We start from the raw sequence: 19,127 nt of genomic DNA on the forward strand, positions 1-19,127 counted from the left end.
ATCGAGCGTCCGTCAGGAGACGGACCGCAGCGCCTCGGCCGGGCTGAGGCGCGCCGCACGCCATCCTCCGAACGCTCCGGCGACGAGGCCGCCGAGCACCGCGAGGCCCACGGCTGCAATCAGCACCCACGGTGTGAAGGGCGCCTGCAGCACGATGTCGGCAGCCTGCTGGGTCTGGAACATCTGCCCACCGCCTCCCGTGGGTCCGCCCATACCGCCGGGGCCGTCCTGCGCACCGCCGGCAGCAGCGCTCGCGGCGATGGTCGGCTTGATGAGGTTGATCGCCACGATGCCCGCGACACCGAGTGCGAGGCCCACGGCGCCGCCGATCAGGCCCTGCACCATGGACTCGCCCGCCACCTGACGCACGACCCGTCCGTTCGACCAGCCGATCGCCTTGAGAGTGCCGAACTCGCGGGTGCGCCGAGAGACGCCCGAGAGAGTGAGCAGCACCGAGAGGAGCACCGCGACGGCGAGCACGATGATCGAGAGCCATGTGCCGAGGTTCGTGATCAGTGACGTGGCGCTCGAGAGCGACCCCGACACTGTGGTGGCGAGCTCGGACTGCGACGTGATGGTCGCATCGGGCAGCTCGTCGGCGAGCGCGGTCTGCACCGCGTCGATCGATGCCGCGGACTCGGCCTGCACGTAGACGGTGGAGATGACGTCACCCGCGCCCGAGAGCTCCTGTGCGGTGTCGAGTGGCAGGTAGACGTTCGCCGCAGTGTCGGCGGAGTCGGAGGTGGATGCCACGATGCCGACGACCTCGACGTCGGAACCCGCGACATCGATCATGTCTCCGACCGCGATCTCGGCGGTCGAGGCGTACGTCGCATCGACGAGGGCGACGAGCGTGCCGGCGTCGTCGCTGTCGAGAGCGCGACCGTCGGTCACCTCGACGGAGGCGAGTGGACCGACGGACTCGGCCGCCGGGTCGATTCCGAGCACCGTGAACGAGTCGACGCCGAACGATCCGCCGCCACCGGCGCCGTCCTGCGGCGGCATCTGTCCCTCGGCCGGGGTCTCGTCCGTCGGGGCGGCACCCTCGGTCGTGCCATCCTGCGCACCGAAGCCCCCGCTGGGCAGTTCGCCCGAGAACGTCGAGTTGTTGAGGCTGAGCGCCGCCGTCGCGGCGGTCACCCCGTCGGTCGACGCCACAGTATCGAGAACCGAGGCATCGAGCGTTCCCCGCATGAAGTCCGTCATCAGAGTCGACTGGTTGAGCGTGGTCGTGTCGCCGTCTGTCGCTCCGTCGTCCGCCCCGAAGTCGAAGCGCTGTCCGCCGCCCTCCCCCGGCTCGCCCGCGGCCCCCGTGACGGTCAGATCGGTGCCGACGCCGTACACCGACTCCAGTGCCTGCGCCTGCGCGTCCCGCACCCCCGCGGTGAGGGCGTTGACGATGATCACGAGCGCGATGGCGATCGCGAGCCCGACCGCCACGATCCAGGTCTGCTTCTTGCGGCCCGCCAACTCTCGCCGCAGATAAGTGCCGTACATGTGTCTCCTTCCGCCGCGCGCTGTTCGCGGGCCGATGATGACGCTAAGGAGCCGACTTTTGCGAGATCGAGGGACGGGTGATGAGAAACCTATGGGACGCGCACCTCACAGCAGACGCATAGCGCGTTCCATAGAAACCCCATAGGTGATTCCGCAGAATGTACTCATGAGCACCGATCTCCCCGAACTGCGCCGCCCCGACGGCTCTCCCCTGCGCATCCTCGCCGTCGACGACGAGCAGATGCTCACCGACCTGCTCGCGATGGCCCTGCGCATGGAGGGCTGGGAGGTGCGCACGGCATCCTCCGGCCTCGAGGCCCTTCAGGTGGCACGGGAGTTCGAACCGGATGCTCTCGTGCTCGACATCATGATGCCCGACCTCGACGGCATGGCCGTCCTGCGCCGCCTCCGTGAATCCGGCAGCCTCGTGCCCGTGCTCTTCCTCACGGCGAAGGATGCCGTGGGCGACCGCGTCGCCGGTCTCACCGCCGGAGGAGACGACTACGTCACCAAGCCCTTCAGCCTCGAGGAGGTCATCGCCCGGCTGCGCGCGATCATCCGCCGCACCGGGCACGCCACGGCCGACGACGGCCAGTCCATCCTGCGTGTCGCCGACCTCACGCTCAACGAGGACAGCCATGAGGTCGTCCGCGACGGCACCGAGATCGAGCTCACCGCGACCGAGTTCGAGCTGCTTCGCTATCTCATGCGCAACGAGCGCCGCGTGCTGTCGAAGGCGCAGATCCTCGACCGAGTCTGGAGCTACGACTTCGGCGGCAAGTCGTCCGTCGTCGAGCTGTACATCTCGTATCTGCGCAAGAAGATCGACGCCGGGCGCACCCCGCTGCTGCACACCGTCCGCGGCGTCGGATACATGATCAAGGCGCCCCAGTGAGCTCCACGAGGATGACAGCGCGGCCGATGAGCCTGCAGACACGGCTCATGACAGCCGTGATCGGCTTCGTCTCGCTCATCCTCGTGATCGTCGCGGTGATCACGAGCGCTCTTCTGGGTGGGACGCTCGAACAGCAGCTTCAGGACAGGGTGACGAACTATTCCGGTCAGGTCGCCCAGGCGGTCGGCAGCGTGCCTGCGAAGTACGCCGACGTCGAAACGATCTTCGAAGGCCAGGGCTCGCGGGTTCCGCCCGGCATCCTGATGGCCGTGTCGAGCACCGCGGGCGGCACCAACGGTGTCGTCTTCCCCGACACCAAGGGCGAGTTCAGCGGGGAGTCGCAGACCTTGACGAGCGCGGATCTCGCGCGGATCGACGCGGCGCTCGACGGACGCCGCGTCGGCACGGTCACCCTCGACGACTTCGGCTCCTACCTCGTCGTCGTGCAGCAGGCGCCCAACGGCGTGAACGTCGTGACCGGCCTGCCCCGCACCGACATCCAGAACCAGCTGACGACGCTGCTCACCGTGATTGTGCTCGCAACCCTCGGCGGTCTGATCCTGCTCGCGCTGACCACCGCGATCACCATCAGAGTGGGTCTCCGGCCGCTGCGCGCTGTCGCTGCGACCGCGACGCGCGTCGCCAACCAGCCGCTCGACCGCGGCGAGGTGCAGATCACCGAGCGCGTGCCGGCGTCCGAGGCCGACCCGCGCACTGAGACGGGTCTCGTCGGGGCGTCGCTGAACACCCTGCTCGATCACGTGAACACCTCGCTGGCGGCGCGACAGAAGAACGAGGAGCGGATGCGACGGTTCGTCGCCGACGCGAGCCACGAGCTGCGCACCCCGCTGTCATCGATCCGCGGATACTCGGAGCTCTCGCTGCGTGCGTTGAAGCAGCAGGGCGGAGAAGCGGCGATCGAGGGCACGACGACGTCGCTGGAGCGTATCCAGGCGCAGTCCTTGCGCATGACCCGTCTGGTCGAGGATCTGCTGCTGCTCGCCCGTCTCGACGAAGGCCGGGAGCTTGTGTACGGCACGGTCGACCTGACCCAGCTGGCGCTGGAGGGACTCTCCGACGCCCGCCCCACGGCCGTCGATCATCACTGGAACATCGACGTGCCCGACGAGCCGATCGTCATCATGGGCGACGCGGGACGCATGCATCAGGTGGTCGCCAATCTGCTCGCGAACGCCAGGACGCACACGCCGGCCGGCACCTCGATCACGCTCCGGGTGAGCCGCGAGGGTGAGGATGCCGTCATCCGCGTGCACGACGACGGACCCGGGATCGATCCGGCCGTGCGCGAGGAGCTGTTCGCCCGTTTCGCACGGGGTGACAGCTCGCGTGCCCGACAGACCGGCGGCACCGGCCTCGGCCTGGCGATCGCGAAGGCCATCGTCGAGGGCCACGGCGGCGAGATCTCCGTGGCGAGCGAGCCCGGTGACACGACGTTCACCGTGCGCATCCCCGTGAATCCGGCTGCCGGCGAGTAGCCGGCGCGGTTCAGAGGCGCCGGATGGTCAGTAGCCGGCGAAGGCGTCGGTCGTGAGGGAGCGGGCCTTCTGCAGTGCCGGCGCGAGGTCGGCGATCAAGCGCGGCGGGCCGGAGATGAACGAGTGGCGCTCTGCGAGGTCGGGCACGTGGCGCTCCAGCGCATCCGCGTCGAGCCGGGAACCCTGCGCCCAGGTCCACTGCGTGGGAAGGTCGGCCGGCTCGTCGCGGGTGAACACGACGACGCGGGCACCGGTGGCGGAGAGTTCGTCGCGGAACGCGAGCTCCGAGCTGTCGGACGCCACGTAGACGAGCACCACGTCGCGCCGCTGCCCGGTCGCCTGCAGCTGGCGGAGCTGCGACACGAACGGTGTGACGCCGATACCGGCGGCGACCAGCAGAACGGGCGCCTCCGATCGCGGCAGCAGGAAGTCGCCCCAGGTTCCCGTCACCGCGAGCGTGGCGCCGGGCTCCGCGGCGGCCAGCGCACGCTTGAAGCTCGACGGATGCTTCTGGTCGCCGTTTTTGTAGGCGATCCGCAGCGTCGGCAGGTCGGCCGGCGCTGACACGATGCTGAACTCGCGGCGCGTGCCCCGAGCGTCGGGACGGTGATGCGGCACGTCCAACTCCAGGTACTGCCCGGGGAGGAAGCGGACCGTGCCCTTCGCACGGAACGTCAGCTCCTGCGCGGTCGGGGTGATGAACTGCCGTTTCTCGAGCACCAGACGCACAGAGCCGCGAAGGGCGAAGGCGAAGGCGAGCAGGTTGCCGATGAGGAGCGCTCGTTCCTGTCCGAGGGTGAAGAGTCCGCCGATCGCGATCGGCCACCCCGCGAGCACGCCCACGAGGGCAGCCACGGAGAACTGCTGCCAGCGACGCGGCGGGAGGGTCAGCGGTTCGGAGAGCATGAACGCTCCGAGGAACAGGAACGGCGACTGCAGCAGTGCGAACGAGAGCGCCGTGCCGAGGTCGAACGCGATGTCGAACTCCTGGGCCTGTACGGCCTGACGCAGGATGGAGACAGCCACCGCGACGAGAAGGAACACGGCGACCACGCGCACCTTCTCGGTGCGCCACAGCACCGCGAGTCCGAGAATGAGGACGGGGATGAACAGTGACGGCGTGCCCACCCACCACGACGACGACGTGCCCAGCCACTCGAACGCGCCGAAGGAGCCGAGGATCGACACGACGGCGGCCCCGAACGCGGCCGGGTTGAGGATGTGCCGGCCCCGCCAGGCGATCAGATACTTCGACAGGCTCGCCACGGCACCAGCGATCGCGAGTCCGAGCAGCGCGAGCGGCTCGATGCCGGGTCGCAGCACGAACAGCAGGATGAGCGCGGTGACGAGCGACGACTCGATCCTCCACGGCAACCGCAGCACGCGCTGCGCCGCCGCGTCCACGGCGGAGATCACCACCGCGAGAACCGCGAACGAGGCGACGATCTCGAGTGGCGTCGGCGACACGATGATCCCGACCGCGGAGAGCACGAGGGCCATGACGGCCAGCGCGAGCAGCGAGAAGAGAACGAGGCGGTACATCGAGATGCCGCCGAGCAGCGCGAGGACGCGCTGGCGTGCGGCGGTGATGGAGGTGATCACGGTTCCACTCTTCCCTACTTCAGCGCCTCATCGGCGGGTGAACAGCTCGGCGGGGCATCCGGGCGAGCGCTCGACGCGTCCGTCCGTCGTCATCCGCACCCAGTGCACGCCCCAGCGCGCCGCGAGCTCGGGACCACCGTCGAAGAACAGCGCGGTGGCGACGGCATCCGCTCGCATGGCATCCGGGGCGAGGGCCCAGGTCGCCGCCCAGGTGCGCACCGGCACACCGGTGCGCGCGTCGAGCACGTGATGCAGCCCCTCTCCCCATGCTCTCCGGTTGACGGCCGAGGCGCACAGCGCGGCATCCTGCAGCTCCACGACGCCGATGGCCTTCGTGGCGTCGTACGGATGCTCGAGGCCCACGCGCACCGCGGATCCGCGAGCGCGCATGTCACCCCCGGCATCCACCACGAGATCGCCGGGCACATCGCTCAGCGTCTCCATGACGAGGTCGACGAGACGCCCCTTGCCGAGCGCACCGACATCGAGCAGAGAGGGCACGGATGCCGTCGCCTCCCCTGCCGTCCAGCGGATGCGGTCGGCCCACTCGCTCGGAGCCGCGAGCGGTGCCCCTGCGACGAGCGTGTAGTCCGCGTCGTATCCGAGCGCACCGAGGCTGTCGCCCACGAGGGGATTGACCGCTCCCGCGGTCGCCTGCGACAGATCGCGATAGGCGTCGAGCATCGCTCCGGCGTCGCTCGAGACGATGGTGCCGCCGGTGCGACTCATCGCGGTCACCGCAGAGTCGTCGCGGAATCGCGACCACTCGCGGTCGAACCGTTCGACCTCGGCGTCCACGAGCGCCCGCTCGCTCAGGCCGAGTTCGTCCTGCGTCTCGATCTCCCAGCGCGTGCCGATCGCGTCGAAACGCCAGGTCGCCATGTTCGCGAGTCCAGGCGACTAGGCGGCCGCCTGCTCCTTGATCGCGTCGACGGCCTTGTTGAACCCACCGCTGGTGAGCGAGGAACCCGCCACCTTGCTGACGTCGATCTCGTCGAGCGACTTGCCCACGACCTCATCGGCGATCCCGTCGATGAACTGTCCCTGGTACTGCTCGCTCTCGCGGGCCTGCGGGTCTCCCGTGACCTCGACCTCGCTCACCAGCCCGTCGGCGATGGTGAGGGTCACCGAGATCTCCTCCACCGTCTCAGGCGTCTGGTACGACCCGTCGGCGGTGTACGTGCCGTCGGCGTACTCGGCCGAGCTGGCCGAACCGGTGCTCGTGTCAGTGCTGCTGTCGGTGCTCGACGACCCACCGGTCGAGGTGTCCTCGGCATCGGCCGTGCCGGAGCAGCCGGCCAGGACGAGGAGCCCTGCGACGCCGGCGATGGCAGCGCCCTTGCGAACAGAAGTCGGTACAGTCGTGCGGATCATGATGGTCCTCCCGGCCTTGATCGGTGTGTTGATTCGACCGTAGGGACAGCATCTATGTGCGGGCTGTGTCCGATATATGGGTTGCTTACGCGTCTCCGCCGAACATGCTCGTGACCGAACCGTCCTCGAAGACCTCGTGGATGGCGCGAGCGAGCAGCGGAGCGATCGGCAGGATCGTGAGCTTGTCCCAGCGACGCGACTCGGTCAGCGGAATCGTGTCGGTGATGACGACCTCGTCGATCGAGGCGTCCTGCAGTCGCTCGGAGGCCGGGTCGCTGAAGATCGCGTGAGTCGCGGCCACGATCACGCGATGCGCGCCGTTCGCCTTGAGCGCCTGGGCTGCCTTGACGATCGTGCCGCCGGTGTCGATCATGTCGTCGACGAGAAGGCAGGTGCGACCCTCGACCGCACCGACGATCTCATGCACCGAGACCTGGTTGGCGACCTTGGGGTCACGACGCTTGTGGATGATCGCCAGCGGGGCGCCGAGGCTGTCGGACCAGGTGTCGGCCACGCGGACGCGGCCCATGTCGGGCGACACGACCGTGAGGATCTCGCGGTCCGCGGGGCTCAGCGTGCGCTCGAAGTAGTCGAGCAGCACGGGCTTGGCGAAGAGGTGGTCGACGGGGCCGTCGAAGAAGCCCTGGATCTGCGCGGCGTGCAGGTCGACGCTCATGACGCGATCGGCCCCGGCGGTCTTGAGCAGATCGGCGACGAGGCGGGCGCTGATCGGCTCACGACCGCGGCCCTTCTTGTCCTGACGAGAGTACGGATAGTACGGAGCGACGACGGTGATGCGCTTGGCGGACGCGCGCTTGGCGGCGTCGACCATGATCAGCGCTTCCATGAGCCACTCGTTGACCGGCTCGCCGAAGGTCTGGATCAGGAAGAGGTCGCAGCCGCGGATCGAGACGTCGAACCGGGCGTAGATCTCGCCGGATGCGAACGTGCGGTGCTCGGTCGGCACCACCTCGGTGCCGAGCGCCGCAGCCACGGCGGCGGTCAGCTCAGGGTGCGAACGGCCACCCGCGACGATGAGCCGCTTCTTCGTCTTGGCGACCAGTCCGGGGGCGATGCCGTTGTCCCGGTCCAGATCGACGGTCTTCTTCTTGCGCGCCATCGTTTTTGCCTACTCCGCCACTCGGGATCGGGCTGCGGCGTCTGCCGCGCCCGTGCCTGCCCTGTTCTTCTCGACCCAACCCTCGATGTTGCGCTGAGGGGCGACGCTCATGGCAAGGGATCCGGCGGGCACATCCTTGCGGACCACGGCGCCGGCACCTGTCTTGGCGCCTGCTCCCAGCCTAACGGGCGCGACGAGGGTCGTGTGCGAGCCGGTGTGCACCTCGTCCTCGACCACGGTGCGGTGCTTGTTCACGTCGTCGTAGTTCGCCGTGATCGTGCTCGCACCGAGGTTCACCCCGCGGCCGATGGTCGCATCGCCCACGTACGAGAGGTGCGGGACCTTGCTGCCCTCGCCGATCTCCGCGTTCTTGGTCTCGACATAGGCGCCGATCTTGCCCTTGGCGCCGAGCACGGTGCCGGGGCGAAGGAACGAGAACGGGCCGACCGTGGCCTCTGCGCCGATCACGGCGAGCGTGGCGTCGGTCCGACGGACGATCGCGTCCTCCCCCACCTCGCAGTCGACGAGAGTCGTGTCGGGTCCGATGATCGCGCCCTCGGCGATGACCGTCGCCTTCAGGATGTGCGTGTTCGGAAGGATCGTGACATCGGGGGCGAGCTTCGCATCGTCATCGATCCAGGTCGTCGCCGGGTCGATAATCGTCACGCCCTCGAGCTGCCAGCGGCGCACGATCCGGTCGTTGAGGAGGCGCCCCACCAGCGCGAGCTGCGCGCGGTCGTTCACGCCGTAGGTGACGGTCACATCGGACACGACGGATGCGGCGACGCGGTCACCGTCGCGACGGAGGAGGCCGGGGACGTCGGTGAGATACATCTCGCCCTGCGCGTTGTCGACGCCGATCTCGGGCAGGTAGGTGCGCAGGGTCGCCGCACGGAAGACGTACATGCCCGCGTTGATCTCGCGCACGGCCGCCTCGTCGGCATCCGCATCCTTCTGCTCGACGATGCGGTCGACGCCGCCGTCGACATCACGGATGACCCTGCCGTATCCCGTCGGGTCGTCGACCACAGCCGTCATGAGGGTCGCCGGCGCTCCGGATGCCCGGTGCTCGGCGAGGAAGCTCGAAAGGGTGTCGGCATCCGCGAGCGGGCAGTCGCCCGAGAGGACCAGAACATCGCCGTCGAAGTCGGCGGGAAGCTGATCGATCGCCACCTGCACGGCACGACCGGTGCCGGGGATGTCGTCCTGATCGACGAACACGGCTGCCGGGTAGGCCTCGGTGAGTGCCGCGACCACCTGATCGCGCTCATGCCTCACGACGACCTCGATGTGGTCGGCACCCAATCGCGTGGCCGTGGTCAGCACGTGCCCGACCAGGGGTCGCCCTCCGATCGAGTGCAGCACCTTCGGCAGGCGAGAGCGCATACGCGTGCCCTGTCCTGCGGCGAGGACGATGATGGCGAGCTTGTTCCCAGTCATGCTCCGCCGCCAGGACTCGAACCTAGACCTCACAGCTCCAAAGGCTGTCGTGCTGCCATTACACCACGGCGGACCACGGCCCCCGAGAGAGCCGCGGGGTCAAGTCTGCCACGTCCGCATGCCTGCTACCGGCGATAATGGACGGATGACTGAGGCGGATGAGGTTGACCGGATCGTCGGCGCCTGGAACACGCAGCGCCCCGACCTCGACTTCTCGCCCCTCGAGGTGCTGTCGAGGATGGATCGGCTGACCCGCCTGCTCGACCGCGCGCGGCGCGACGTCTTCCGTCGCAGCGATCTCGAGGCTTGGGAGTGGGACGTTCTGTCGGCGCTGCGCCGGGCGGGAACACCCTTCCAGCTCTCCCCCAAGCAGCTGCTGCAGCAGACGCTCGTGTCGAGTGGCACGATGACCAACCGCATCGACCGCCTGGTGGGTCGGCGCTTCGTGCGCCGCGAAGCAGACCCTGCAGACGGCCGCAGCGTGCTCGTCACACTGACCGACGACGGACGCATCAGGGTGGATGCCGCGATCACCCGCCTCGTCGATGTCGAGGCCGAACTGCTCAAGGCTCTGTCGCGCGGGGATCGCGACCGGCTGGCCGCGCTGCTGCGCAAGCTCAGCCTCAGCTTCGACGCGTGAGGGTCTGACGACATGGCGATGCTCTCCCCTCTTCCCGTGCGCGACGGCGTCGGCGCGACGCGTCTGCACGTTCCGTTGAGCGGCGACTGGCCGACCGTCGGCGCCTACATGATCGAGCGCTTCTTCCACCTCGACCCGGAGGGGCTGCTCTCGCGCTTCGACCGGGGCGAGATCGTGGCCCGCGACGGCAGACCGCTCACGCGGGAGACCCCACTGGGGGTCGAGGAGTTCATCTGGTACTACCGCGATCCTCCTGTCGAGACCCGGCTCCCCGTCGAGATCGAGGTCATCCATCAGGACGACGACCTGGTGGTCATCGACAAGCCGCACTTCCTGCCGACCATCCCCGGCGGGAAGTTCCTGCAGAACTCGGCGCTGATCCGTCTGCGCAACCTGCTCGGCAACGACGAGCTGGCCCCGATCCACCGTCTCGACCGGGCGACCGCAGGTGTGCTCATGTTCTCGGCGCGGCCGCAGACCAGAGCTCCGTACCAGCTGATGTTCGAGAAGCGGCAGGTGCAGAAGGTCTACGAGGCAGTGTCCGCGCGCCCGGCAGAGTGGGACGCATCGCGATTCCCCCTCGTCTATCGCAATCACATCGTCAAGCTCCGCAACGAGCTGAAGGTGCAGGTCGACGACGAGCGGGAGCCGAACGCCGAGACGGCGATCGAGGTGATCGACGCCGACGCGCGCGTCGTGCACACGCTGCTGCGCCCGCACAGCGGCAAGATGCATCAGCTGCGGGTGCACCTCGCCGCGTCAGCGGCGCATGATCTTGCGCGCCAGGCGCGTGCCGAGCATCTGCACGAGGTGCACGAACACCACGATGAGGATGATCGCCGCCCACATGACCAACGGCTCGAACTGCCGGAAGCCGTAGATCTGCGCGAAGGCGCCGAGGCCGCCACCGCCGATCAGACCGGCCATCGCCGTCATGTCGATCAGCGCGACCACGATGAAGGTGTAGCCGAGGATGAGGGGGCCGAGCGACTCGGGGATCGCGACGGTGAACAGGATTCGCCAGGGGCCGGCACCCATCGCGCGAGCGGCCTCGATGACCCCCGGCGATACCGAGACGAGGTGCTGCTCGACGATGCGACCGATCGCGAAGGCAGCGGCCAGACCGATGATGAAGGCTCCTGCCGTGGTGCCGATGCCGGTGCCGACGACCACACGCGCGAACGGCTGCGCCACCGCCATGAAGATCACGAACGGGATGGGGCGGAAGAAGTTGACGGCGAGGTTCGCGACGACCGAGACCGGCTTGTTCTGGGCGAGACCGCCCGGGCGTGTGACGTAGAGGATCACGCCGATCGCGAGGCCGAGGATGCCGCCGAGCACCAGGGCGAACGACGTCATGTACAGCGTCTCGAGTGCGGCCTTCCAGAACTCGGGCCACAGTTCGTTCAGACGATCCATCAGCGCGCCCCCTCTCCGGCGATCTCCGTGACTTCGACGCGTTCGCTGATTCCTGCGAGCGTGCGGTCGACGACCGCATCCTCGCCGCGGATCGCGAGCGTGAGGTGCCCGAAGGCCCGCCCGCGGATGTCATTGATGCCGCCGTAGACGAGCTCGAAGTCGAGCCCCGCGCCCGCGAGGTCGAGGAACACCTGGGCCTGCGAGGAGTCGCCGTCACGGAACGAGAAGGTGACGAGCCGACCCTGGTGCCGGTCGCGCAGCACCGACAGCTCGGACGGTGTCGGGATGCCCTTCACGACCGTGCCGACGAAGCGCTGCGACGCGGGGTTCTGCGGGGCCGAGAAGACGTCGAACACGTCACCCTTCTCGATGACACGTCCGTTCTCCATCACGGCCACCTTGGTGGCGATCGTCTGGATGACGTCCATCTCGTGCGTGATGACCACGATCGTGACGCCCTGCTCCTGGTTGACCCGCTTGAGCAGATCGAGCACCTCGTGCGTGGTCTGTGGGTCGAGGGCGCTCGTGGCCTCGTCAGCGAGCAGGATCGCCGGATCGGTGGCGAGAGCGCGGGCGATGCCGACGCGCTGCTTCTGTCCTCCTGAGAGCTGTTCGGGGTACGCCTTGGCCTTGTCGGCCAGGCCGACGAAGCTGAGGAGCTCGGTGACGCGCTTCTCGATGTCGGGTTTCGACCATCCCGCCAGCTTCAGCGGATAGGCGATGTTCGCCTTGACGCTGCGCGAGGCGAACAGGTTGAACTGCTGGAAGATCATGCCGATCCCCCCGCGGACCTTGCGCAACTCGCTCTCGCGGAGCGCGGTGACATCAACCCCGTCGACGAGGATCGTGCCGCCGGTCGCGGGTTCGAGTGCGTTGATCAGGCGCACGAGTGTCGACTTGCCCGCACCGGAGTATCCGATGATGCCGAAGACGTCGCCCTTCTCGATGTCGAGGGTGACGTCGTCGACGGCGACGATCTCGCCGTCGCCCGGGGTGCGGGAGGGGTATGCCTTCGACACGTTGGTCAGGCTCACGATGGGCATGTGTGCTGCTCCGGTCTGCTTCGGGAACGAAGAATCGGGTGACGCACGCAGCGCCACCCGATTCTCTCGCATCAGGCGGGAGGTTTCCCTCCCACCGGACTCACTTCTGCGCTTCGGTGTCCTTCTGGACCTTCTCCAGCGACGACACGAGGTCCTCGACGGGGGTCTGCAGCGGAACCGCGGTGTCACCCGAGGATTCGATCAGACCGGCCTGGACGTCTTCGTTGGTCTGGAAGATCTCGACGAGCTTGAGGTACGTCTCGTTGTCGGCGTCCTCGGCGCGCGACGCGAAGATGTTCACGTACGGCAGCGCGTTCGGGTCCTCCGGGTCGTCCTGCGCGATCGCGTCGTCGAAGGTCAGACCGGAGTCCTCCACGAAGTCGTTGTTGATGATCGCGGCGGCCACATCGGGCAGCGAGGTCGGGATCAGCGCGGCCTCGAGTGCCGTGACCTTGACCTTGGACTTGTCGGTGTCGACGTCGGCGACGTCGGAGAAGATCGTGCCACCGCTCTTCAGCTCGATGAGACCGGCCGACTGGAGCACGAGGAGGGCACGGGCCTGATTCGACGCGTCATCCGGAACAGCGACGGTCTCGCCCTCGGGGATGCTGTCGACGTCGTCGTACTTCTTCGAGTAGAGACCCAGCGGGTAGATCGCGGTCGAGCCGATCGGGGTGAGGTCCGAGCCGGAGTTCACGTTGTAATCGGCCAGGTACACGATGTGCTGGAACTGGTTGAGGTCGATCTCGCCCTCGGTCAGCGCCGGGTTCGGCTGCTCGTAGGAGCCGAAGTCGACGAGCTCGACCGTGATGCCCTCTTCGGCCGCGGCCTCGACGAAGGGCGCCCACTGCGCGTCGCCCTTGCCGACGACGCCGACCTTGACGGTCTCGTTCTCGGACGATCCGGAGTCGCCGGAGCCGGCGTCGGAGGATGCCGTCGCGCAGCCCGCGAGGGCGACGAAGAGCGGGACCGCGGTGAGCGCGGCGATGACGGACGTGGTCCGGCGGGATGCTGTGAAGGACATGGGTGTTCGGGTTCCTCTCTTGGGGGACTCGAACACGTTAGGCATTCATACCCGATCTCGGAGAATCGTGACGTCACAGAGCGTCACAGCGCTCAGTCGTACTCCTCGATACCCTGCAGACGCACCTGCTCGAGGTCGAGTCGTGCCGAGATCCGGCGCACCACGAGGTCATCGACCGTACCGCCGCGCCGCAGTCCGAGCAGCACCTCGCGTTTGCGGTCGAGCAGGGCGAGCTTGAGGCGCGTGTGCTCCTCGTGGCGCAGCAGCGGCGAGCGCTGCATCACGTCGACGTCGGCGGACGTCGCGATCATCTGCAGCGTCCGGACTTCGACCTCACCGCCGTCGGGAGCGGGCACTGTGTCGGCGTCTGCGCTCAGAGACGCCGGCGCCGGGACTCCCCCGATGCCGAGCTCTCCGCCGGTCGGCTCGGAACCGGTGGCTCCCAGCGGATCGGGCTCGTCGAGGAGCTGGTCGAGGGCACGCGCTTCGGCATCCACGATCTCCTGCTCGCGCGCGAGTGCGCGAGCGTTCGAGAACTCGAGCATCTGATAGCCCTCGGCGCGGACCTTGTCGCGGATCTCCTGGCCGACGCCATGCTCGGTGGCGAGGTCGTCGAGCGCGGCGAGGGCCGCACCGGAGATGGCGCGTTCGGCGAGCTCGTACTCCTCGTCCTCCGCGTGGTCCACGGGGAACCGCGCCCACCGCACGATCGCCGGCAGCAGCGGCCCCTGCACGAGGAGGCTCAGCAGGATCACACCCGCAGTGACGAAGACGATCTCGTCACGTCCGGCGATCTCCCCCTCCGTCGCACTGGCCGCTGGAACCGACAGCGCGATCGCGAGGGAGACGGCACCTCGCATCCCCGCGACGGTCGACACCGCCATCGAGCGGGCTCTCGCCCCCTTCGAGGGCCGGGTGCCGGTTCGGCGCTGGAAAGGCATGTTCATCAGCTGGAACAGGTAGCGCACGACCAGCAGCGTCGCCCACACACCGAGGGTGATGAGGACGAGCCGCCCGATCGCCGCTGCCGAGATCTCGTGCGCGACGAACTGCACCTCGAGGCCGATCAGCACGAAGAGGGCGCCGTTGAGCAGGAAGACCCCGAACGGCCAGGCGGCGTCGGCCTGACGCCTCGACGAGGCCGTGGTGACGCGGGGCGACACGTACGCGACGATGAGACCGGCGACGACGACGGCGAGAACGCCGGAGGCGTGCACGATCTCGGCGAGCAGGAACGCGGAGAACGGCACGAGAAGCAGGGTGACGTTGATCACGACCGTCGACGACGTGCGACGCAGCAGCAGGTAGCCCAGAGCGGCGATCACAGCTCCCGCCGCGATGCCCCCGATGTACGAGGTGAGTACCGACATCGTGACTGACAGCGGCGTGATGTTGCCGCCGAGCGCCAGTGACACGGCGATGGCGTAGAGCACCAGCGCGGTGCCGTCGTTGGTCAGGCTCTCGGCCTTGAGCTTCATGAACATCCGCCGCGGCAGGAGTCGACCGAGCGCGGCGACAGCCGTGGCATCCGGCGGGGCGACGGCGGCCCCGAGGATGAGCGCGGTCTCCCACGGCATCCCGAACAGAAGCCCGACACCCGCGACGGCGAAAGCGGATGCCACGACGAGCACCGTGCTCATGGGGAGGATGTAACGGAAGTCGCGCCGGATGGAACGGAGCGACGTCGTGAGGCTCTCCCAGAACAGCATCACGGGGAGGAACAGCAGCAGCACGGTCTCCGGCGGCAGCTGGATCTCACGCAACTGCGGGACGAATCCGAGCAACAGCCCGAGGATCACGAGCACCAGGGGCAACGCCAGCCGCACGCGAGGTGCGATCAACGCACCGACGAGGATCGTGAGTCCGATCAGGACGGTGACCTCGAGTCCTTCCATGTGAACCTCCCGGGTACCGCAGGATCATGCTGTGCGATCCCTGTCGGTATCGAACCCCGCCCAGAGCACAGCCTCTCGCAGGGCAACGGTATTCCCGCGGCCGCGCGTTCGCCAGGGTGAGATCGGCTCTTCGGTCAGTCGCGCTCTTCCGTCAGTCGCGCTCTTCCGTCAGTCGCGGTCTTCCGTCAGTCGAGCTCTTCCGTCAGTCGAGCTCTTCCGTCAGCTCGAACCAACGGAGTTCGAGTTCCTCGATCTCGACCTGCTGATCGCTGATCGCTTTCATCTTCTCGCCGAGTCCCGCGAAGTCCGACTGGTCGTGATCGGCGAGAGCGGTCTTCGCCTTGTCGACCTGCTGAGTGAGCTTCTGAATGCGGCGCTCGAGCGCCGAGACTTCCTTCTGCGCTGCCCGCAGGGCCGCGCCGTCCAGACTCGGGGCCTTCTTCTCAGTGTTGACGGCCGTCTGCGACTTTCCGGGTGCAGAAGTCTGCAACTGCCGCAGACGCAGGTACTCGTCGACACCTCCGGGGAGGTGCCGCAGGTGCCCGTCGAGGATCGCGAACTGCTGATCGGTCACGCGCTCGAGGAAGTACCGGTCGTGGCTGACGACGAGCAGGGTTCCCGACCACGAGTCGAGCAGGTCCTCGATCGCGGCGAGCATGTCGGTGTCGAGGTCGTTGGTCGGCTCGTCGAGGATGAGCACGTTGGGCTGGTCGAGAAGTACGAGCAGCAGCTGGAGCCGACGCTGCTGGCCGCCGGAGAGATCCTTGACCGGTGTGGAAAGCTGGGCGGAATCGAAACCGAGCCGCTCGAGCAGCTGCCCCGGGGTGAGCTCTTGCGCTTTCGAGCCGGAGCCCATCGTGTACGAGGTGCGCAGCCGCGAGATCACGACACGCACCGGCTCGCGGCGCACGTCCTCGAGCTCGTCGAGGCGCTGGGTCAGCGTCTTGACCTTGACGGTCGTGCCGCGCTTCACGCGTCCGACGGTGGGTTCGACCGTGCCTGAGATGAGGCCGAGCAGTGTCGACTTGCCGGCGCCGTTGACGCCGAGTATTCCGGTCCGCTCCCCCGGTGCGATGCGCCATTCGACGTCGCGCAGCACCTCGCGCTCGCCGCCGTCGGCGGTCGGGTAGGTCACTCCGACGTCGAGCAGGTCGACGACGTCTTTTCCGAGACGCGAGACGGCGAGCGACTGCAGCGAGATCTTGTCGCGGATCTCCGGCACGTCGGCGATCAGCTCGTTGGCCGCATCGATGCGGAACTTCGGCTTCGCGGTGCGGGCGGGCGCTCCGCGACGAAGCCAGGCGAGCTCCTTCTTGGCGAGGTTCTGCCGCTTGGCTTCGGTGGCCGCCGCCATGCGGTCGCGCTCGACGCGCTGCAGGATGTATGCCGCGTATCCACCTTCGAAGGGCTCGACGATACGGTCGTGCACCTCCCAGGTCTCGGTGCAGACCTCGTCGAGGAACCACCGGTCGTGCGTCACGACCATGAGCGCGCCGGAGTTGGCGCTCCATCGCTTCTTGAGGTGCCCGGCAAGCCAGGTGATGGCTTCGACGTCGAGGTGGTTTGTGGGCTCATCGAGGGCGATGACGTCCCAGTCTCCGGTCAGCAGCTTGGCAAGCGACACGCGACGGCGCTGGCCACCGCTGAGCGAGCCGATCTCGGCGTCCCAGGGCAGATCCTTCAGCAGACCCTCGATCACGTCGCGAATGCGGGGGTCGCCCGCCCATTCGTACTCAGGAGTGTCACCCACGACTGCTGCACTGATGGTCAGGTCATCGCTGAGGGTGTCTGCCTGGTCAAGCACGCCGACGGTCGTGCCGCCGCGCACCGTGACCCGGCCGGAGTTCGGCTCCTTGATGCCGGCCAGCATGCCGAGCAGGCTCGACTTGCCGTCGCCGTTGCGGCCGACGATGCCGATGCGGTCACCTTCTTCGATGCCGAGGGTCACGGAGTCGAAGACGACCCTCGTCGGATATTCGAGATGAAGGGCCTCAGCCCCGAGAAGATGTGCCATATCGCTCTCCAGGGTAGTCGCGTGGGCTGTGCGGACCGGTCAGGTGAGGGCGACCTCGATCGCGGCTTCGTGATGCGCCTCCATCTGCGCATCCCAGCGACCCAGCAGGTGGAACGTCGCGATTCGGAAGACGAGCGCCCGGATCAGGAGCTGCCGTCCCTCGGGCACGCCCTCAGCCGACCGGCGCATCTCCTGGACATCGAGGCCGTGCCAGCACGCCGCATCAGCGAGAACGATCGCATCGGCGAACCCGGCGGGGCGCCAGTACGGAGCCCAGTCGATGATCGACGGCGGGTGCCCCTGGGCGAACATGACGTTGCCCAGGAGGTCGCCGTGGATCATCTGGGATGGAGCGGTTACGGGCGCGAAGGCATCTGCGAGGCGTTCGAGTGTGCGCTCTCGCGGGAGGGCTGCCTCCTCCCAGGCGATCCTGTCGGAGCGCGCCCACGGGTCATCTGCGAGGAAGCCAGGACGTCGGAGCTCTCGGATCGCTTCATGGAACGCCGCACCTGTGGCGCGCACCTCGTCGACGCGCTTCTCGTCGGTGCCACCCGGCACCCACTGCCATGCCTCCCATCCGTCTACGGACCAGGATCCCGAGCGGGCGACGATCGGGCGAGGCGTGCGGAACGCATCGGTGTGAGCGAGCTCTGCCAGCACAGCCGCCTTCCACGAGGTCTCGCCATCTGCGGCAGAGGGGCGAAGCACGGTATCGCCTACGCGCCATGTCAGACCGCGCCCACCCGCGAGCTTTCGCAGCGTCTCTCCACGCCTGGGTGTGACGCCGAACTCAGCGAGCACCAGATCTGCTGGTGGATTCATGGTCATCATCTCCTCGGGCTTGTCGACGTGCCCGGCGTCGGTCCGAACAGCTCCGGGAGGGACGCCGTGAACTCCGCGAAGTGGCTGAACCAGACGGAGTGAGCTGCGCCCGGTATCCCGCGCACCTGCACCCCAACCCTCGCGAAGCGTCGGAGGTCGTCCGGCGACACCCACGCGCTCGGTTGCGCGTGCACGAGGATGGACCCCGGCTCTGGTATCCAGGTGTGACCGTCTCCGCACGAGATCGACGCCATAGTCTCGGGATCGAATTGTGAAGCGGCACGCGCCTCTACCTGGGCGTCCTTCTCCGAGTAGAACGGGCGCATGGCGCGCAACGTGTCGGCTGACATCCGCGTCTGTCGATCGCGCTCGTACTGGGTCACGAGTGTGTGGCGGTCGCCCCCTCCACGCAGCGCCAGACCTGCGTCGACGTACACAGCGAGGTGCGGATTGACGGTCTGCGCGGCTTCGGCAAGCACGGTGGCGCCGTATGAGTGACCGATGGCGATGATCGCTTCTCCTGGAGCGAGGTGTGCGATCGTCTCGACGACGGAGGCCGCCGCCTGCTCGATCGTGAGCGATGGATCCCGCGGAGACAGGCCATGGCCGGGGAGATCGATCGCGAGGACACGGTGTCCACGAGCCGTAAGAAGCGGGACTACGCGCCACCAGCTCTCCGACGACCCCATCATGCCGTGCAGAAGGACCACGACGGGCAGGCCGTGGCCGAGGTCGCCCGACCTGCTGGGTGATGTGTCGACGGCGTGGAGGAGCATGAGGCGAGTCAACCATGCTTGGTCGGTGTTTTATGCGTATTCTGGAATACATTCGAAACTACTTTCGAAT

16 protein-coding genes, 1 tRNA gene and 1 pseudogene are annotated in these 19,127 nt (G+C 67.8%); 4 read left to right on the forward strand and 14 right to left on the reverse strand.

The annotated features are described in order from the left end of the window. Positions 1–12: 12 nt before the first annotated feature. Complete coding sequence (locus IXW21_RS06995) at positions 13–1,497, reverse strand: ABC transporter permease (RefSeq protein WP_194763552.1); 1,485 nt, start codon at positions 1,495–1,497, stop codon at positions 13–15. Between the two features lie 166 nt (positions 1,498–1,663). Between IXW21_RS06995 and IXW21_RS07000 the strand changes: the two genes are divergently transcribed. Then, positions 1,664–2,392 (forward strand): response regulator transcription factor, encoded by a 729-nt coding sequence (locus IXW21_RS07000; protein WP_056312334.1) that lies wholly within the window; start codon positions 1,664–1,666, stop codon positions 2,390–2,392. A gap of 26 nt (positions 2,393–2,418) precedes the next feature. After that, positions 2,419–3,888, forward strand: coding sequence for an ATP-binding protein (locus IXW21_RS07005; RefSeq protein WP_194763553.1), 1,470 nt, complete (start codon positions 2,419–2,421; stop codon positions 3,886–3,888). Positions 3,889–3,915: 27 nt separating this feature from the next. Here the strand turns inward: IXW21_RS07005 and IXW21_RS07010 are convergent, their stop codons facing one another. The 6 genes from IXW21_RS07010 to IXW21_RS07035 form a co-directional block, all read right to left on the reverse strand. Then, a complete protein-coding gene (locus tag IXW21_RS07010) occupies positions 3,916–5,490 on the reverse strand; it encodes an FAD-dependent oxidoreductase (protein ID WP_194763554.1) in 1,575 nt (524 codons plus the stop codon). Positions 5,491–5,517: 27 nt separating this feature from the next. Beyond that, entirely contained in the window at positions 5,518–6,372 is an 855-nt protein-coding gene (locus IXW21_RS07015; protein WP_194763555.1) for an FAD:protein FMN transferase, read from the reverse strand. A gap of 18 nt (positions 6,373–6,390) precedes the next feature. Then, on the reverse strand, positions 6,391–6,864 hold the full coding sequence (locus tag IXW21_RS07020) for a hypothetical protein (protein ID WP_194763556.1): 474 nt from the start codon (positions 6,862–6,864) through the stop codon (positions 6,391–6,393). An 85-nt stretch (positions 6,865–6,949) separates the two neighbouring features. Beyond that, positions 6,950–7,984 (reverse strand): ribose-phosphate diphosphokinase, encoded by a 1,035-nt coding sequence (locus IXW21_RS07025; protein WP_194763557.1) that lies wholly within the window; start codon positions 7,982–7,984, stop codon positions 6,950–6,952. A gap of 9 nt (positions 7,985–7,993) precedes the next feature. After that, positions 7,994–9,424, reverse strand: a complete 1,431-nt coding sequence (gene glmU, locus IXW21_RS07030; RefSeq protein ID WP_194763558.1) for a bifunctional UDP-N-acetylglucosamine diphosphorylase/glucosamine-1-phosphate N-acetyltransferase GlmU — start codon at positions 9,422–9,424, stop codon at positions 7,994–7,996. Position 9,425: 1 nt separating this feature from the next. Then, a tRNA-Gln gene (locus tag IXW21_RS07035) sits at positions 9,426–9,497 on the reverse strand. A gap of 72 nt (positions 9,498–9,569) precedes the next feature. Here IXW21_RS07035 and IXW21_RS07040 point away from each other — a divergent pair. Beyond that, entirely contained in the window at positions 9,570–10,064 is a 495-nt protein-coding gene (locus IXW21_RS07040; protein WP_194763559.1) for a MarR family winged helix-turn-helix transcriptional regulator, read from the forward strand. 108 nt (positions 10,065–10,172) lie between these two features. Then, positions 10,173–10,811 (forward strand): annotated as a pseudogene (locus IXW21_RS07045) (pseudouridine synthase); the annotation flags it as partial. Between the two features lie 12 nt (positions 10,812–10,823). Here IXW21_RS07045 and IXW21_RS07050 read toward each other — a convergent pair. From IXW21_RS07050 to IXW21_RS07080, 7 genes are all read right to left on the reverse strand, one after another. Further along, entirely contained in the window at positions 10,824–11,483 is a 660-nt protein-coding gene (locus IXW21_RS07050; protein ID WP_194763560.1) for a methionine ABC transporter permease, read from the reverse strand. Further along, a complete protein-coding gene (locus tag IXW21_RS07055; RefSeq protein WP_194763561.1) occupies positions 11,483–12,526 on the reverse strand; it encodes a methionine ABC transporter ATP-binding protein in 1,044 nt (347 codons plus the stop codon). The genes IXW21_RS07050 and IXW21_RS07055 overlap by 1 nt, the downstream gene beginning before the upstream one ends. Positions 12,527–12,626: 100 nt before the next feature. Beyond that, the gene (locus tag IXW21_RS07060) at positions 12,627–13,550 is read right to left on the reverse strand and encodes a MetQ/NlpA family ABC transporter substrate-binding protein (protein WP_194763562.1); all 924 of its coding nucleotides are present in this window, start codon (positions 13,548–13,550) and stop codon (positions 12,627–12,629) included. Positions 13,551–13,642: 92 nt separating this feature from the next. Beyond that, a complete protein-coding gene (locus IXW21_RS07065; RefSeq protein ID WP_194763563.1) occupies positions 13,643–15,445 on the reverse strand; it encodes a Na+/H+ antiporter in 1,803 nt (600 codons plus the stop codon). A gap of 202 nt (positions 15,446–15,647) precedes the next feature. Beyond that, the gene (locus IXW21_RS07070) at positions 15,648–17,459 is read right to left on the reverse strand and encodes an ABC-F family ATP-binding cassette domain-containing protein (protein WP_194763564.1); all 1,812 of its coding nucleotides are present in this window, start codon (positions 17,457–17,459) and stop codon (positions 15,648–15,650) included. A gap of 39 nt (positions 17,460–17,498) precedes the next feature. After that, entirely contained in the window at positions 17,499–18,167 is a 669-nt protein-coding gene (locus tag IXW21_RS07075; protein WP_194763565.1) for a phosphotransferase, read from the reverse strand. Positions 18,168–18,286: 119 nt separating this feature from the next. After that, positions 18,287–19,057: an alpha/beta fold hydrolase gene (locus IXW21_RS07080; protein WP_194763566.1), complete on the reverse strand. Its 771-nt coding sequence runs from the start codon at positions 19,055–19,057 to the stop codon at positions 18,287–18,289. Between the last annotated feature and the right edge of the window lie 70 nt (positions 19,058–19,127).

Origin of the sequence: Microbacterium sp. UFMG61, from assembly GCF_015354505.1 — a bacterium.
In the GTDB taxonomy this organism is placed as follows: domain Bacteria; phylum Actinomycetota; class Actinomycetes; order Actinomycetales; family Microbacteriaceae; genus Microbacterium.

Bases quoted from the DNA above. Each gene is read 5' to 3' on its own strand.
- IXW21_RS06995 (WP_194763552.1), bottom strand. From the start codon at position 1,497: ATGTACGGCACTTATCTGCGGCGAGAGTTGGCGGGCCGCAAGAAGCAG.
- IXW21_RS07000 (WP_056312334.1), top strand. From the start codon at position 1,664: ATGAGCACCGATCTCCCCGAACTGCGCCGCCCCGACGGCTCTCCCCTG.
- IXW21_RS07005 (WP_194763553.1), top strand. From the start codon at position 2,419: ATGAGCCTGCAGACACGGCTCATGACAGCCGTGATCGGCTTCGTCTCG.
- IXW21_RS07015 (WP_194763555.1), bottom strand. From the start codon at position 6,372: ATGGCGACCTGGCGTTTCGACGCGATCGGCACGCGCTGGGAGATCGAG.
- IXW21_RS07020 (WP_194763556.1), bottom strand. From the start codon at position 6,864: ATGATCCGCACGACTGTACCGACTTCTGTTCGCAAGGGCGCTGCCATC.
- IXW21_RS07025 (WP_194763557.1), bottom strand. From the start codon at position 7,984: ATGGCGCGCAAGAAGAAGACCGTCGATCTGGACCGGGACAACGGCATC.
- glmU (WP_194763558.1), bottom strand. From the start codon at position 9,424: ATGACTGGGAACAAGCTCGCCATCATCGTCCTCGCCGCAGGACAGGGC.
- IXW21_RS07040 (WP_194763559.1), top strand. From the start codon at position 9,570: ATGACTGAGGCGGATGAGGTTGACCGGATCGTCGGCGCCTGGAACACG.
- IXW21_RS07050 (WP_194763560.1), bottom strand. From the start codon at position 11,483: ATGGATCGTCTGAACGAACTGTGGCCCGAGTTCTGGAAGGCCGCACTC.
- IXW21_RS07055 (WP_194763561.1), bottom strand. From the start codon at position 12,526: ATGCCCATCGTGAGCCTGACCAACGTGTCGAAGGCATACCCCTCCCGC.
- IXW21_RS07060 (WP_194763562.1), bottom strand. From the start codon at position 13,550: ATGTCCTTCACAGCATCCCGCCGGACCACGTCCGTCATCGCCGCGCTC.
- IXW21_RS07065 (WP_194763563.1), bottom strand. From the start codon at position 15,445: ATGGAAGGACTCGAGGTCACCGTCCTGATCGGACTCACGATCCTCGTC.
- IXW21_RS07070 (WP_194763564.1), bottom strand. From the start codon at position 17,459: ATGGCACATCTTCTCGGGGCTGAGGCCCTTCATCTCGAATATCCGACG.
- IXW21_RS07080 (WP_194763566.1), bottom strand. From the start codon at position 19,057: ATGCTCCTCCACGCCGTCGACACATCACCCAGCAGGTCGGGCGACCTC.